14 protein-coding genes are annotated in these 15,558 nt (G+C 68.0%); 2 read left to right on the top strand and 12 right to left on the bottom strand.

Features of this window, described 5'->3' with window-relative positions; translation table 11 throughout:
• Positions 1–23: 23 nt before the first annotated feature.
• Genes M3M54_RS10560 through sucC form a run of 5 tightly spaced genes read right to left on the bottom strand, consistent with a single transcriptional unit; the run spans position 24 to position 3,883 of the window.
• Entirely contained in the window at positions 24–443 is a 420-nt protein-coding gene (locus M3M54_RS10560; RefSeq protein ID WP_249019008.1) for a type II toxin-antitoxin system VapC family toxin, read from the bottom strand.
• Positions 440–688, bottom strand: coding sequence for a plasmid stabilization protein (locus M3M54_RS10555; protein WP_249019007.1), 249 nt, complete (start codon positions 686–688; stop codon positions 440–442). The genes M3M54_RS10560 and M3M54_RS10555 overlap by 4 nt, the downstream gene beginning before the upstream one ends.
• A 45-nt stretch (positions 689–733) precedes the next feature.
• Positions 734–1,834, bottom strand: a complete 1,101-nt coding sequence (locus tag M3M54_RS10550; protein ID WP_249019006.1) for a PLP-dependent aminotransferase family protein — start codon at positions 1,832–1,834, stop codon at positions 734–736.
• A 28-nt stretch (positions 1,835–1,862) separates the two neighbouring features.
• Positions 1,863–2,747, bottom strand: coding sequence for a succinate--CoA ligase subunit alpha (gene sucD / locus M3M54_RS10545; protein ID WP_249019005.1), 885 nt, complete (start codon positions 2,745–2,747; stop codon positions 1,863–1,865).
• Positions 2,744–3,883, bottom strand: a complete 1,140-nt coding sequence (gene sucC / locus M3M54_RS10540) for an ADP-forming succinate--CoA ligase subunit beta (RefSeq protein WP_249019004.1) — start codon at positions 3,881–3,883, stop codon at positions 2,744–2,746. The genes sucD and sucC overlap by 4 nt, the downstream gene beginning before the upstream one ends.
• Before the next feature lie 88 nt (positions 3,884–3,971).
• Here sucC and M3M54_RS10535 point away from each other — a divergent pair, with 88 nt between their 5' ends.
• The gene (locus M3M54_RS10535; protein ID WP_249019003.1) at positions 3,972–4,652 is read left to right on the top strand and encodes an HAD-IA family hydrolase; all 681 of its coding nucleotides are present in this window, start codon (positions 3,972–3,974) and stop codon (positions 4,650–4,652) included.
• 20 nt (positions 4,653–4,672) lie between these two features.
• Here the strand turns inward: M3M54_RS10535 and M3M54_RS10530 are convergent, their stop codons facing one another.
• Positions 4,673–5,461 carry an MBL fold metallo-hydrolase gene (locus tag M3M54_RS10530; protein WP_249019002.1) on the bottom strand — a complete coding sequence of 263 codons (789 nt, stop codon included), beginning with the start codon at positions 5,459–5,461 and terminating at the stop codon, positions 4,673–4,675.
• A 10-nt stretch (positions 5,462–5,471) separates the two neighbouring features.
• On the bottom strand, positions 5,472–7,289 hold the full coding sequence (locus M3M54_RS10525) for an acetyl-CoA carboxylase biotin carboxylase subunit (RefSeq protein ID WP_249019001.1): 1,818 nt from the start codon (positions 7,287–7,289) through the stop codon (positions 5,472–5,474).
• Between the two features lie 35 nt (positions 7,290–7,324).
• Here M3M54_RS10525 and M3M54_RS10520 point away from each other — a divergent pair, with 35 nt between their 5' ends.
• Positions 7,325–8,626 carry a hypothetical protein gene (locus M3M54_RS10520; protein WP_249019000.1) on the top strand — a complete coding sequence of 434 codons (1,302 nt, stop codon included), beginning with the start codon at positions 7,325–7,327 and terminating at the stop codon, positions 8,624–8,626.
• Here the strand turns inward: M3M54_RS10520 and M3M54_RS10515 are convergent.
• The 5 genes from M3M54_RS10515 to M3M54_RS10495 are packed head-to-tail and all read right to left on the bottom strand — an operon-like array spanning position 8,615 to position 15,093.
• Positions 8,615–10,285 (bottom strand): hypothetical protein, encoded by a 1,671-nt coding sequence (locus M3M54_RS10515; protein WP_249018999.1) that lies wholly within the window; start codon positions 10,283–10,285, stop codon positions 8,615–8,617. The genes M3M54_RS10520 and M3M54_RS10515 overlap by 12 nt on opposite strands.
• 58 nt (positions 10,286–10,343) lie before the next feature.
• Complete coding sequence (locus M3M54_RS10510) at positions 10,344–11,657, bottom strand: sulfate adenylyltransferase subunit 1 (protein WP_249018998.1); 1,314 nt, start codon at positions 11,655–11,657, stop codon at positions 10,344–10,346.
• Complete coding sequence (gene cysD / locus M3M54_RS10505; RefSeq protein ID WP_249018997.1) at positions 11,657–12,598, bottom strand: sulfate adenylyltransferase subunit CysD; 942 nt, start codon at positions 12,596–12,598, stop codon at positions 11,657–11,659. Before cysD ends, M3M54_RS10510 begins: the two co-directional genes overlap by 1 nt.
• Before the next feature lie 19 nt (positions 12,599–12,617).
• On the bottom strand, positions 12,618–13,241 hold the full coding sequence (locus tag M3M54_RS10500; protein ID WP_249018996.1) for a phosphoadenylyl-sulfate reductase: 624 nt from the start codon (positions 13,239–13,241) through the stop codon (positions 12,618–12,620).
• 40 nt (positions 13,242–13,281) lie between these two features.
• The gene (locus tag M3M54_RS10495) at positions 13,282–15,093 is read right to left on the bottom strand and encodes a nitrite/sulfite reductase (protein ID WP_249018995.1); all 1,812 of its coding nucleotides are present in this window, start codon (positions 15,091–15,093) and stop codon (positions 13,282–13,284) included.
• Positions 15,094–15,558 lie beyond the last annotated feature (465 nt).

Genomic DNA, 15,558 nt, shown 5'->3' with positions numbered 1-15,558 from the left:
ATGTCTGTCAGCTGAGCGGGAAGCTACCCGGACCAGGGGTTGACGACGTCGATGCCCAGGTCTGCGAAGTGACGGGTGTTCCGTGTGGCGAGGGTGGCCCTGCGCACGGCGGTGATACCGGCGATCTGCACGTCGCGGATTTCCAGCGTGCGTCCAGCGAGCTGGCACTCGGCGGCGATGCGGCCGCCGGCGATCGCTGCCGGTTGGTCAAATGACTGGACTCGGCCCTGGAGCTCCTCGGCGAGCAGCTGGGCGAACGCATCCTCAAGCTGCTGTCGCCGGCGGCCTTGTTGGAGAAGCTCAAGGCCGGTCTGCACCTCGAACACCGTGATCGAGGTGGTCCAGATCGACTCCGCCGGCTGCTCGTCAAGCCACCCCACCACAACGGGCTCGGGGTCGCGTCGCATCAACGCCGAGACGACGTTGGTGTCAAGCAGGATCACTGTTCAAATTGCGCCGGGCGAACTGGCTGTCCACGCAGCTCGACTATGTCCTCATCCAGCCCGACATTCGCGAAGCGCGCTGCGATCCGTGAACCGAGCTTGGTTGGCGGCTGGTCGTCATCGCGCACAGCGTTGCGCAGAATGTCACGCACCTCTTCCTCAGTGCTGCGCCCGTGCTGACGCGCGCGTCGCTGAAGCTTGGCCTTCACATCATCCTCGAGCTGTCTGATCAAGATCTGTGCCACGCCAGGATGCTATCACGCTATCATCGCGCTCACAAAGACCTGCCTTCATCCCCGGCTGGCGGTGACCTCGCGGTAGGCGTCGGCCAGGCGGGCGATGCCCTCCTCGATCTCGGCCACGGTCACGCCCGCGTAGGCGAGGCGCAGCGTCGACTCGTGGCCCTCGAGCACGAAATCGGTGCCCTTCACGAACTGCACGTTGCGGGCGGCGGCAGCGGTGAAGAGCGCGGCCACGTCGGTGCCCTCAGGCAGCTTGACCCACATGAAGTAGCCGCCCTGGGGCTTGACGAAGCGGGCGTCAGGCAACTCGCGTTCAAGCGCCGCCGCCAGCGCGGTGGCGCGCTGCGCGAGCGCCGTCTTGACCGTTTGGACCGAACGCTCGATCGCACCCGAGCGGGCGAACTGGTTGACGATCCCCTGCGCGACCATGTTCGGCGAGATGTAGGTGCCGGTCGCGAGCTTCTCGATCTGGGCGATGATCGGCCGTGGGCCGACGAGGTAACCGACGCGGATGCCGGGCGCGACCGTCTTTGAGAACGAGGAGGCGTAGACAACGTTCTCAGGGTCCAGCGAGAGCATCGTCGGCAGCCGCTCGCCGCTGAAGCGCAGCTCCACGTAGGGGTCGTCCTCGAAGACGACGAACCCGTGGCTGCGCGCGAGCTCGAGCAGCCGCTCACGCTTTGGCTGCGAGAGCGTGTAACCGGCCGGGTTCTGGAAGTTCGGGATGATGTGGGCGAGCGTCGGGCGCACGCCGGCGTCCAGCAGGCGCGCGAGCGCCTCCACGTCAATGCCGTCGGGCTCGAGCTCGACCATGCGCACCTGCGCGCCGCGGCCGCGCAGCGACAGCAGCGTACGGTCGTAGGTGGGCAGCTCGACGATCACCGTGTCGCCCTCTGAGACGAGCACGTCGAACAGGAAGGCGTCGGCCTGCATCGAGCCGTTGGTGACGATCACGTTCTCGGGCGCGACGCCGTGGCGCTCAGCGATCCAGGCGCGCAGTGGCGGGTAGCCGATCGCGGTGCCGTAGCCGGTCAGTCCAGCGGGGTCGTTGGTGAAGGCGGCATGTGCGGCCTCCTTGAGGCCCTCGACGTCGACGATGTCAAGCGACGGGGCGCCGCGGGCGAAGGAGATCGGTCGCAGGTCGCTCATCGGTGTCACTCCGTGGTTGCTGCGCCCATCAGTTGGTCGGCGCGCCGAGTTTGGCCATCGCGATCTGCGCCACCTGCGTGGGTGTGCGCCCCACCTGCACACCCTTTGCCTCCAGGGCGGCGGCCTTGGCGGCGGCGGTGCCGTGGCTGCCTGAGACGATCGCGCCGGCGTGCCCCATCTGCTTGCCGGGCGGAGCGGTGAAGCCGGCGATGTAGGCCACGACCGGCTTGGTGACGTGCTCGGCGATGTAGTCGGCGGCACGCTCCTCGGCGTCCCCGCCGATCTCGCCGCACATCACGATCAACTCGGTCTCGGGGTCGGCCTCAAACAGCGCGAGCACGTCGATGAAGTCGGTGCCGGGCACCGGGTCACCGCCGATCCCGACGATCGATGAGTTGCCGAACCCTTGCTGGGCGAGCTCGTTGCCGACCTGGTAGGTGAGCGTGCCCGAGCGTGAGACGACACCGACGTTGCCGGGCTTGAAGAATGCGGCCGGAATGATCCCGACGTTCGCCTTGCCGGGCGAGAGCACGCCGGGGCAGTTGGGGCCGATCAGCCTGGCGCGCCCGTTCTTCTTGATGATCTGGAAGGCGCGCAGCTCGTCGTGGGCGGGGATGCCCTCGGTGATCGCGATGATCAGCTCGATTCCGGCCTCCTCGGCCTCGAGGATCGAGTCGGCGGCAAACCGTGGTGGCACGAAGATCATCGCGGTGTTAGCGCCCTGCTCCGCCACCGCCTGCGCGATCGTGTTGAAGACCGGGATCCCTTCGACGTTCTGCCCGCCCTTGCCGGGCGTCACGCCGGCCACCACCTGGGTGCCGTACTCGCGGTTTCTCAAGCTGTGGAACGTGCCCTCCGAACCGGTGATGCCCGTGGTCACCAGGCGCGTTGACCGATCTACCAGGATGCTCATTTGGCCAGCTCCACAACCTTCGCGGCGGCCGCGTCCATGGTCGCCTCGGTGTACACACCGGGCAGGTTTGCCTGTGCGAGGATCTCCCGCCCCTCAACGTCGTTGGTGCCGTCCAGGCGCACCACAAACGGGACCGTCGGCTTGATGAGCGCAAAGGCCTCGATCAGGCCGCGTGCGACCTCGTCACAGCGCGTGATGCCACCGAAGATGTTGAACAGCACAGCCTTGACCTTCTGGTCAGAGAGGATCACCTCAACGGCTGAGACGATCGCATCTGCCTTGGAGCCGCCACCGGCATCCAGGAAGTTCGCGGGCTCACCGCCCGCGCCCTTGACCACATCAAGCGTCGACATCACCAGGCCGGCTCCGTTGCCGAGCACGCCGATGTTGCCGTCGAGCTTCACATAGGTCAGCCCGCGCTCGTGGGCCATGCGCTCCTGCGGATCCTCCGCGGAGAGGTCGCGCAGCTGTGCGTTCTCTGGATGGCGAAACAGCGAGTTGTTATCGAGCGTCACCTTCGCATCAAGCGCCTTGACCTCGCGCTCGGGGGTGATGATCAAAGGGTTGACCTCAACGAGCGTCGCCTCCTCGCTTGTGAACACGGCGTAGAGCTTTGCGAGCATCTCGCCCACGGGCCGCACCACGTCCGCGTCAACGCCCGCCTCATACGCCAGGCGTCGGCCGTGGAAGGGCTGGAAGCCAAGCAGCGGGTCGACGTGCAACATCGCGATCGCGTCCGGGTCCTCGGCCGCGACCGCCTCGATGTCCATCCCGCCCTTGGTCGAGAGCATCACCAAAGGCGCCTTGGCGCCACGATCAAATACAACCGAGGCGTAGTACTCGGAGGCGATCTGTGACGCGCCCTCGATCCAAAGCTCATAAACCGTCAGCCCGCGGATGTCCATCCCCAGGATCGCGCTCGCATGCTCACGCGCCTCCTGGGCGTCATTTGCGATCTTGATACCGCCGAGCTTGCCGCGCCCACCGATCTGCACCTGCGCCTTCACGGCACACGGATAGCCGATCTCCTGCGCGGCCGCGACCGCCTCCTCCACGCTGCGCGCCGGCCTGCCCGACGGGACCGGCACCCCGTGACGGGCAAACAACATCTTGCCTTGGTATTCGAGCAGGTCCATACCTGCAATCTATTGCAAAGCGCTTTGGCGCGCCGCGCACCCCTGCAGGAGGACGAAATGGTCGAGAAAATGGCATCATAAAGCGTTCATGACGATCCCCAGCCAGGTCACCTTTGTCACCTTCGACGTATATGGGACGCTGATCGATTGGGAGGCGGGTGCCGTCGACGCCTTCGTCAAGGAGGCGGCAAAGGATGGTGTGACGCTTGACCCGGCGCAGATCGTCCCGCTGTTTCACTCCGTTCAGGAGCAGATCCAGGCTGGTTCCTACGAACTGTACGCGGAGGTTCTGAGGCGTACGGCGGTGCAGATCGCCAAGGAGCTCGGCTGGTCGCTTGAGCCTTCGCGCGCCGGCTTTCTGCCGGACTCGATCCAGCGCTGGCTGCCGTTCAAGGAGACCGGCCCAGTGCTGCAGAAGATCGCCAAGAAGTACAGCGTCGGGCTGATCTCCAACATCGACGACAAGCTGCTCGGCCAGACACGCCGGCACATCCCGCTCGACTTCGACCTGGTGGTAACCGCTCAGCAGGTGCGCTCCTACAAGCCGGACCCCGCTCACTTCACCGAGTGCGAGCGGCGGATCGGCGGCAAGAAGGGGTGGGTTCACATCGCCTCAAGCCACTACTACGACGTGGAGCCGTGCGTCAAGAAGAAGATCCCGGTGATCTGGGTAAACCGCCACGGCCAGGTGCTCGAGCCCAACCAGAAGAAGCCCGATGCCGAGGTGCGCACGCTCAAGGAAGCGGCCAAGCTGATCGGGGTCGGCTAGCGCCTCGCCGGGCGTCCGCTTCAGCGGACCGCCGCGAGGTTGCGCGCGTGGATCTCGCGCTGTGTGGCTGAGCGCCGGCCGGAGGGCAGCGTCACCTCGCCGTCACCGGCCAACTGCTCAAGGTAGGCCAGATCCTCCGCCAGCAGCTCGAGTGCACGCTCCGCGGTGAGTGGCGCGCCGTGGCCGGGGACCACGGTCTGGGCGCGGTTGACCAGCGGCGAGAGCCGAAACAGCGTCTCGCGATAGGCCTCGAGTGAGCCGCCATGCTCGGCGGAGATCATCGGCAGCTCGACCGGCGAGAGGTAGTCGCCGCAGATGAGCACGCTGGCCCATGGCAGCCAGAAGCACACGCCGTCGCCGGTGTGGCCGTCGGCGGGCAGCAGTTCGAGCTCGTCGACGGTGTCTGAGCCGATCGATATCCGGCCGGGGACCGGCAGGCCCTGCAGTCCGGTGAGCGCCAGCGGGCGGCGGCCTTCCACATAGAACTCGTTGTCAAATTCGCGCAGCCGGCGCTGCGGCTCTCCCAGCTCGGCCTCGAGCCGAGCGGCCGTGGACTCGCCGACACCGAGCGAGTGCTCCGCAAACGCGAGCCGGCCCAGGAGATGATCCCAGTCGCCGTGGGTGGCCAGCAGGCCGCTGACCGGGAAGTGCGACTGCTCAAGCAGTGCCGGCAGCGCCTCGAGCTCCGCGGGCAGGACCGGCGAGTCGATCAGGAACCCTTCATCCCCGGATCTGACCGCGGTGCAGGTCGTCTGCCAGATACTGGAAACGACGACGATCACATCCTCGTGGACGGCGAGCGCGCGCACGGGCCAGCCTTCAGGGTGAGCTGATCACGGCGAGCTGGTCGCCGAGCTGAACGGCCGCGCCGACGCTGACATGGATCTCGGTGATGATGCCGGCGCGGTGAGCGGTGATCTCGTTCTCCATCTTCATCGCTTCGATCACGCACACGAGGTCGCCCTCGGCGACCGTCTGGCCCGGCGTGACCGCGACCTTGAAGACGGTGCCCTGCAGTGGGGCGGTCAGGGCGTTGCCGTTGGCGCCCGTGTGCGCGCTCGCGGTGGTGGCGCCGTTGCGGGCATGGCGGCGGGGCGCGGGACGCGGGGACGCGGTGGCTGGGGACGCTTGAGCGCTGGTGCTGGTCAGCGGACCAGCACCAGCAGCCTCACCGATGACCTTGACCTCAAAGCGCTTGCCTGAGACCTCGACGGTGTACTCGCGTGTGGTCTGTGTGGGCGTGTCCGGCCCGCCCGCGGGCTGCTCGGGCTTCGGGAACGAGAGGCTCTTCAGCCAGGCACGGTCCTCGATCAGGTCCCGGCAGGTCTCGGCGTTTGCCCACTGCGGCGTGGCGAGGATCGCCTGATGAAACGGCAGCAGTGTTTTCAGCTCGCCGATCTCATACTCGCCAAGTGCGCGGAGCATCCGTGCGGTCGCCTGCTCACGGTCGGTGTCCCAGACGATCAGCTTGGCGATCATCGGGTCATACATCGGTGAGACCTCGCTGCCCGGGCCGACACCGGAGTCGACTCTGACCCCCGGGCCCGAGGGCTCACGGTAGGTGCCGATCCGTCCCGGGGCGGGCGCGAAGTTCTTTGACGCGTCCTCAGCGTTGATACGGCACTCGATCGCATGGCCGCGCAGCACCACATCCTCCTGGCGGACCGACAGCGGCTCACCGGCCGCCACGCGGATTCCCTCCTTGACGATGTCGATACCGGTCACAAGCTCGGTCACGCAATGCTCAACCTGGACGCGCGTGTTCATCTCCAAAAAGAAGTACTCGCCATCCTGCAAAAGCCCCTCGATCGTGCCGGCGCCCGCGTAGCCGACCGCGGCGGCGGCATCAACCCCGATCCGGCCGATCCGCTCACGCAGGCCGGAGACGGCCTCAACCGCGGGGGCGGGCGCCTCCTCGATCAGCTTCTGATGCCGGCGCTGAAGCGAGCAGTCGCGCTCCCCCAGATGGATCACATGCCCGTGCTTGTCAGCGAGGATCTGCACCTCCACATGCCGCGGATCAGGCAGATAGCGCTCCAGATAAACGGTCGGGTCAGAGAAGAACTTCTCACCCTCCCTTGCCGCCCCCTCAAACGCCGCCTCCAGCTGCGACTCCTCGATAGCGACCCGGAAGCCCTTGCCACCCCCGCCACCGGCGGCCTTGACCGCCACCGGGTAGCCGATCTGCGCCGCAATGATCGCCCTGGCATCAGCGACCGTCTCAACCGGCTCGGTCGTGCCCGGCACGATCGGCACTCCGGCGGCCGCCATCAGCTCCCGCGCCCGGGTCTTTGAGCCCATCGCCTCGATCGCGCTCGCCGGCGGGCCGATGAACACGATCCCACGCTCCTCAAGCGCCGAGGCAAACGCCGCGTTCTCAGACAGAAACCCATACCCCGGATGCACCGCCTCAGCACCCGACCGCTCGATCATCTCAAGCAGCCGCTCCACGTTCAGATACGACTCCGCCGCCGGACCCGGGCCGAGCAGATACGCCTCATCCGCGCGACGCACATGCGCAGCGTCACGATCAAGCTCCGAATACACCGCCACCGTGGCGATCCCAAGCTCCTCACAGGCCCGCATAACACGCACCGCGATCTCACCACGATTCGCGATCAGAACCTTTCCGAACATGCGTCGCCGGACTTTAGCGTCCTACTATCTGCGGCGTGACGATCCTTCAGGAGGCGCATCCCGCGGGCGCGCGCCGCCTGGGTCTCATGGCCCACCTTGCGGAGCGGCTGCGGACCGCTTCGCTGAGCGGCTACACGCTCACGATGTATGTCGCCTCGCGGCTGCTGTACCTGGCGATCGCGGCGGCTGCGATGCTGGTCGTCGACACGCTCGGCGCCCATGTGGGCCTCGCCAGGACGTTCAACTGGCAGGGTTTCCCGCTGACGCATTCGACGCTCGGCAGCGAGATGTCCAACTGGGACGGTGAGTGGTACCTGAAGACCGCGGCCACCTGGTATTTCCACCACGTGATCAGGCAGCCGCGCGCCTACACGACGCTCGGTTTCATGCCGATGTACCCGATGACGATCTGGCTGGTTGCGCACGTTTCAGCGATCAGCGACCTGCTGGCGGCGATCGCCGTTTCGATGATCGCCGGCGCGGTTGCCACGGTGCTGGTCGGCAAGCTGGCGCGTGACTGGTGGGGTGATGAGGCGGCACGCCGGGCGGTCAGGTTCTGGTGTCTGTTCCCGGGCACGATCGTCTTCTCGATGGTCTACAGCGAGGCCTTGACGGTGAGCCTGATCGCCGCTGCGATGCTGCTCTTGGCGCGCCGTCGCTGGCTGTGGGCCGGTGTGATGGCCGGCTTTGCGACGGCCGTCGCGCCGACCGATCTGGCGGCGGTGCCGATGTGTGCCGTGGCCACCCTGGTCGAGTGGCGTCGCTGCGGCTGGAACCCGCGCATCCGCGGCCGCCGTCTGCCGGCACGTGCCTCGTGGCGTGCGCTGCTGGCACCGGTGCTCTCGGTCGGCGGCGCCGTGGGGTTCGCGATCTACCTGTGGATCTGGACCGGCTCGCCGTTTGCTGACTACACCGCCCAGCACATCGAGTGGTCGGAGTCGACCACGCCGCTGGCGATCCCCAACGTGGCCATTCAGCTGGTCCGCCAGATGTTCGTCGCCGGCGCCGCCGGCCACGGGCCGGCTGGCGTGGATCTCAACAATGTCCTTGCGCTGCTCGGGACGGTGTTCATGCTGGTGGCGCTCAAGCTGCTGTGGGATCACCGTGCGCACGTGCCGCTGACCACGTGGGTTTGGACGGTCGTGGTCTGTCTGCTGGCGGTCACCTCCGCAAACACGCCGCCCAACCCGCGCATCCTGGTCGACGCCTTTCCACTGGTGCTGGCGGTCGGTGCGGCGTTCGACGGCCGTGCCTACCGCAGGGCGATGCGCTTCAACCTGCTCGCCACGGTGGTGCTCTCGCCGATCACCTACGTCGGCATGTGGCTACGACCCTGAGCGGTACAGCAGGCGCACGTTGATCGGCGCCGACCAGCCGAACGTCCGTATTGTCGTATACGGGTAGAGCGCCCGAAGCCTCTGCTCCATGCGCTGGTAGCGGCGCAGGTTCGCGCGCGATTGCGGGGTGCCGTTTGCGTCGCCGTTGTGGCTTGCGATGATCCACAGGCGCGGGCAGGCGCTGGCGACGCGGGCCCGCTTCGCCGCGTCCAGCGTGGCGTACTGCTCGACGAAGGGCCGGACCGTTGCAAAGCCCAGCGATGGCAGCACCGGGTGCAGGTCCGGCGCGGGGTTGCGCGTGCCGGCGGGCGTGCCGGTGTCGCGCAGCAGGTAATAGTCAAAGGACTCGCGGCCGTCCTGCGCGTAGAAGATCACGCACGCCGGCTGGGCCCTTGAGGTGTGGGCCAGCACGTAGGCGGTGACCGTGTTCCATGGCTCCGGCGAGACGCCGTAGGCGGGTACCACCTGCGTCAGCCGCAGGCCGAGCAGGAGCACGACGCCGAGCGTGCCGAACGCCGTCAGGCGCAGCGTGCGTGCCGGCCGCAAGAGCAGCCAGGCCAGCAGCAGCGCCACCACCGGGATCACCAGGATCGTCACGCGCGGCAGCTCGACCGGCTCGCCGGCGGCGTAGAAGAGCACGGTCAGCACGGTCGGCACGAGCGCCCAGGAGAGCATGAACAGAACCGGCCAGGCGTGCTGGTCGCGCGGCCGGCGATCGCGCAGCGCGCGCAGTGCCGGGCGGGCTGCGGCAACCAGAGCGCTCGCCGTGCCGAGACCGAGGCCGGCGACCGCCACGTAGGTCATCGCGGTCGTGTGGAAGTCTGGCGGCAGCGCGGCCAGCAGCGTCAGCATCGCCTCTCCGACGATCGCCCAGTGCAGCTGCGTGACCCAGAAGAGCTGGCTTGAGCCGCGCTCGACCGCCAGCACCGCGAGCGGTGTGCACAGCACCAGCGTGAGCGCCAGGCAGCCGATCACCAGCCGGGCGCGTTCGCGGTGGATCAAAAGCAGCGCCAGCTGGCCCGGGATCAGCAGCGCAAAGTCGTAGCCGATGTAGAGCGCCGCCAGCGTGGTGAGCAGGTAGGCAGCCACGGCGCCGCGCGCGGGGGCGCGCTCGGGCGGGGTCTGAAGGATCACGGCCAGCGCCAGAAACGAGCCGACCGCGAGCGTCACGAGCCACGCGTAGCCGCGGGCGTTCTGCCCCCAGTAGACGAGTGGCAGGCTGATCACGGTCAGCAGGCCGGCGGCGCCGGCCAGACGTCGGTTGTCGGGGAACAGGCGCAGCGCGAGCGCCGCCACGAGGCCACCGGTCGCCGCGGTGGCGATCACCGACGGCAGGCGCATCACCCAGGTGGCGTCACCGAACCACGCGAGCAGGAGGTGCATCCCCAGGTAGTAGATGAGCATGTTGCCGCCGTCGTGGGCCACGGCGCGCCACAGCGCCGCGCCGTGTTGGCTGACGATCGCGAAGGTCGAGCCCTCATCGAGCCACAGGCTGCGCGTGCCGAGGTCGATAGCGGTCAGCAGCGCCCCGGCGAGCGTGGGGATCGCGATCGCGAGCAGGTCGGCACGGGTGAGTGAGGGTTTGGCGGGCCACCGGCCCGCCAAACCCTCACTCACCGGATATTCGTCCGCCGGCCGCGCACGTGTCTGGATGCTCATTCGCCCGACACGGTACAAGCGCAAGCCAAGCGAGGGCTCAAGACGCTTATGCCGGCGCTCAGCGGGCCGAGCGAATCATCCCGGCGGCGACCGTGTCGTTGGTCGCCTCGTCGATCAGGATGAAGCTGCCGGTGGTGCGGTTGCGGGCGTAGGGGTCGACCACCAGCGGTGTTGAGCTGCGCAGGTGCACGCGGCCGATTTCGTTGAGCTCCAGGGTGCCGGCGTCGGTGTCGCGCTCGAGCGTGTTGACGTCGACGCGGTACTCCAGGCGGTCGATGATCGCCTTGGCGGCCCGGGTGGTGTGGTGGATCGCGTAGCGCCCGCCGGCTCGCATCGGCTGCTCGCTCATCCAGCAGACCATCGCCTCCAGGTCGCGCGCGACGATCGGCGGCTCGTCGGCGCCGGCGATCAGATCGCCGCGCGAGATGTCGATGTCATCCTCGAGCCGCAGCGTCACCGACATCGTCGGGAAGGCGAGCTCGAGCGCGCCGTCGTAGGTGTCGATCGCCGCCACCCTGGTGCGCCGTCCGCTGGGCAGCACGAGCACCTCGCTGCCGGGTCGGATCACGCCGGCGGCGACCTGCCCGGCGTAGCCGCGGTAGTCGTGGTGCTCGTCACTCATCGGCCGCACCACCCACTGCACGGGGAAGCGCACGTCGTCCATGTCGCGGTCGGTGGCGATCACGACGTGCTCGAGGTGGTAGAGCAGCGACGGGCCCTGGTACCAGGGCATGCTGTCGGAACGCTCCACGACGTTGTCGCCGCGCAGCGCCGAGAGTGGGATGAAGCTCACGTCGCTCAGCGCCAGGCGCGTGGCCCAGTCGGTGAACTCGGCGACGATCGCCTCGAAGGTCTCCTGGGAGTAGTCGACCAGGTCCATCTTGTTGACCGCCACCACCAGGTGCGGGATGCGCAAGAGCGAGGTGATGTAGGCGTGCCGGCGCGTCTGCTCGCTGACGCCGTGGCGCGCGTCGATCAGGACGATCGAGAGGTCGGCGGTGGAGGCGCCGGTGACCATGTTGCGCGTGTACTGCTCGTGCCCGGGCGTGTCGGCGATGATGAACTTGCGCCCGCCCTGGAAGCTCGCGGCGCCAGTGTCGAGTGTGGCGGTGCCCGCCGCCGCGCCGGTCTGGAAGTAGCGGTAGGCCACGTCGATCGTGATGCCCTGCTCGCGTTCGGCGCGCAGGCCGTCGGTCAAGAGCGCGAGGTTGACGTAGCCGTCGCCGCGGCGTTCGGAGGTCTCGGCGACGTGGGCCAGCTGGTCCTCCAGGATCGATTTGGTGTCGTGCAGCAGGCGTCCGATCAGGGTCGACTTGCCGTCGTCCACCGAGCCCGCGGTGGCGACCCGCAAAAGCTCGCTGACGGCCGGCATCAGAAGTAGCCCTCGCGCTTGCGGTCCTCCATCGCCGCGTCGCTGACGCGGTCATCGGCGCGGGTCTCGCCGCGCTCGGTGATGCGGTTGGCGGCGATCTCCGCAACCACCTCGGCAAGCGTGCTCGCCGTCGAGCGGACCGCGCCGGTGCAGGTCATGTCGCCGACCGTGCGGTAGCGGACGGAGGCCTGAAACGGCACCTCGCCGTCCATCAGCTGGATGTGCTCGTTGGTCGCATACAGCATGCCGTCGCGCGCGAACACCTCGCGCGTGTGCGCGTAGTAGATCGATGGCACCTCCAGCCGCTCCTGGGCGAGGTACTGCCAGACATCCATCTCGGTCCAGTTGGAGATTGGAAAGACGCGCACGTGCTCGCCGCGGCGGATGCGTCCGTTGTAGAGCGCCCACAGCTCGGGGCGCTGGTTCTTGGGGTCCCACTGGCCGAAGTCGTCGCGGAAGCTGAAGACGCGCTCCTTGGCGCGGGCGCGTTCCTCGTCGCGGCGGGCGCCGCCGAAGGCGGCGTCGAACCAGTGCTCGGCGATCGCATCAAGCAGCGTCGTCGTCTGCAGGCGGTTGCGCGACGCCCGCGGACCGGTCTGCTCGCGCACGCGGCCTGCGTCGATCGAGTCCTGAACGCTCGCCACGATCAGCCGCTCGCCGAGCCGTTCCACGAGCTGGTCGCGGAAGGCGGTCACCTCGGGGAAGTTGTGGCCGGTGTCCACGTGCATCACCGGGAACGGGAAGCGGCTCGGCCTGAACGCCTTCTCCGCCAGGCGCATCAGCACGATCGAGTCCTTGCCGCCGCTGAACAGCAGCACGGGCCGCTCGAACTGGGCGGCGACCTCTCGCATGATGTAGATCGCCTCGGCCTCCAGGGCCTGCAGGTGGGAGAGCTCGTATGTGGAGCGGGTGGTCACGTGTGTGTGCGGCCCGGTTGTCATCGTCGCAGCTCGCGCCATCCTAGAGGTGGATACCGCATTCGGTCTTTTCCTCTCCTGCCCAGCGGCCCTCGCGGCCACTGCCCGGGAGCGTGCAGGGCGCGCAGCCGATCGACTCATAGCCCTGGTCGTGCAGCGGGTTATACGGCAGGTCGTTGGCGTATATGTACTCCCAGATCTGCTTCTCGGTCCAATCCGCGAGCGGGTTCAGCTTCCACAGGCGCCTTCGCTCGTCGCGCTCGAGCTTGCGCGCATCGGCGCGCGTGGGCGCCTGCTCGCGGCGGATGCCAGTGATCCAGGCATCAACGCCGGCAAGCGCGCGCTCCAGCCCGTCGACCTTGGCCTGGCCGCAGCAGCGCTCACGCGTCCATGCGCCCTGCGGGCTTGCGGCGTCGATGACCTCGATCGTCAGCCCGAAGCGCTCCTCAAAGCGCTTCCAGGTGGTGAGCGTCTCGGGGAACAGGACGCCGGTGTCGATCGTGAAGAGCGTTGCGTCGGGGGCGATCTGGCTCAGCATGTGCGCCAGCACCGACTCCTCCTTCTGAAAAGAGCAGGCTGTCTTCAGGCTTGGGTGAAAGCGCTCCACGGCGTAGGCGATCACCTCCTGGGCACTCGCCCGTTCGAGGTCCGGCGGCGTCTCGGGCATCGTGGTCGTCAGCTTAGTGCCCCAGGCCGCCGGGACAAGCTCAGACGGCGCATTCGCCCTCGCCGCGCTCCACCTGGAACGGCCGGTCGCGCGACCAGTCGACGAACTGCTCGATGTTCTCCTGCGAGAACTCCACTGGCATCGCCAGGTCCTTGACGCGCGCTTCAAACGCCTGCGCGCCGACGCGTGCGGCGAAGGCGCCAAAGGGCTCCCCGGCGGCGCGCTCGGCCTCGTAGAAGCGGACCCAGCGTTCAACCGCATCGGGCACCCGACGCGCTGGCAGGCGGGTCTTCAGCCGCACACCGAAGCGCACCAAGCCATCCTCGTAGGAGCCACCGATGTGCGGGATGTAGGCGGGGATCGTGCCCTGCCCGACCTTGATCGACGCGCCGTAGAAACCGATGCCGGCCAGGTGGTGCTGGCTGCAGCCGTTCGGGCAGCCGCTCATCTTGACGTGGATGCGTCGTGTCAGCGGGTCGCTGATCGCCATCTGCTCGAGCCGCTGGCTGAGGGCCCGGTTGAGCCCCATGGAGCTCGTGATCCCGAGCTTGCAGGAGTCCGTGCCGGGGCAGCTGACCACGTCTGTGATCTCCTCTGCGCCGGCCGCGCCCAGGCCCAAGCGCTCGAGCTCGCGCCACACGTCGTAGACCGACTTCTCGCGCACCCAGCGCAGCACCAGGTTCTGGCGGGCGGTCGTGCGTGCGCTGGGGCCAGTTGACCGGCGCATCAGCGCTGCCAGGCCACGCAGCTGGCTCGGATCGAGATCTCCGCGCGGGACCTTCACCTCGACCGTGCGGAAGCCGGGCTGGCGCTGGCTGCGCACGTTGCTGTGCACGAAGCGCTCGAAGGCTCGGCCGTCGCCGTTGGGGGAGCCGGCCTGCGCCGGCGGGCCGGGCGCGTGGGTCTGCTCGTCGTGGCGCAGCAGCAGCGGCTCGGGGTCGAAGTCACGCTCGTTCACCCAGCCCTCGCGCAGCTCCGCTTCGACCAGCTCCCGCACCGCGTCGATCCCGACCTTGTCGACGAGCACCTTGATCCGCGCGCGGGCGCGGTTGACGCGCAGGAAGTCCTGGCGGTCGAAGATCCGCAACAGCGCCTCGGTCACCTTCAGGTAATCGCCGTTGTCGAGCTCAACGAAGTCGTAGAGCACCGGCGCGAGTCGCGGCATGATCGCGGTCCCGCCGCCAACCCGCATCTGCACCCCCCGCACGCCGTCGCGCAGGCGTGGGGTGAAGGCGATGTCGTGGATCTGCGTGACGACCTCATCTGCTTCGGTTGCGCTGAACGCCGTCTTGACCTTGCGCGGCATCATCTGCGTGGTCGGGTGCCGCACGAAGTAGCGCACGTAGGCGCCCGCGTATGGGGTGATGTCGAATAGCTCGTCGGGCAGGGTCCCGGCGCGCGGGTCGCCGGTGACGTTGCGCACGGTGTTGCCGCAACCCTCGCGGCTCGAGAGCCCGGCCTCGCCGAGCTGGCGCAGGAGCGCCTCGACCTTCGCCAGCGGCACGTTGTGCATCTGGATGTTCTGGCGGGTCGTGATGTGGCCCTTGCGCAGCGGCACGTGCGCTTCGATCACCTCCGCGAAGGCGTCGAGCTGCTCAGCGGTGACCCCTCCCATCGGCAGCTTGATGCGGATCATCTGCACGTCCGGCTGGCGCTGGCCGTAGACGCCCTGGCGCAGGCGGAACTTGATGAAGTCATCCTCGGCCAGCTCGCCGCGCATGAACCGGCCGGCCTGCGTGGCGAAGTCCGCGAACTCGTCCTCGAGGATCGGGATCACGTGGCCGGGTACGTCCGCGATGCGCTCGGGGTGCTCGAGTGAGCCGGTTGCGGTGGGCGATGTGTGCGCTGCCATCAGTCTTCTCCGGTCGGTGGCGGTGGTCGACCGGCGTTTGCACACCGGCCGACCGGCATAAACTACCAAATACCGACCGACTTTCAAGTATTTGTTTTCACGGCCACGCACCGCCACCAACGCGCCGCCGGTCGCGTGGCGAGTCGCGAAGCAGGTGCGTTGCCACAGGACGGAAGGTAGGAGTTCTGGTGTTTGCATCGATCGACCGGCGGCAGAGCGGGACCGCGACAGACTGCAGCTGCATCAACGAACCGGCGACGCGGCAAGGCGCCATGAACGAGCGCCACCGTTTGTCTATGGCGACGGAGACGACGACCATTCGGGTGTAGCGCGCGAGCATCCTCATGAGACCGGCTGGAAGCGGCGCGCGCAACACGCCGCTTGCGCGCCGAGCGCAACTCTTCGCAGCTTGGCGCAGGCGGCCGTCGGCACCCCGTCCAGTCGGTCAGCATTACGCGCTCGCCT

Source organism: Conexibacter sp. S30A1 (assembly GCF_023330665.1).
Classification (GTDB): domain Bacteria; phylum Actinomycetota; class Thermoleophilia; order Solirubrobacterales; family Solirubrobacteraceae; genus Palsa-465.
This window is presented reverse-complemented; position numbering and strand designations above follow the sequence as displayed.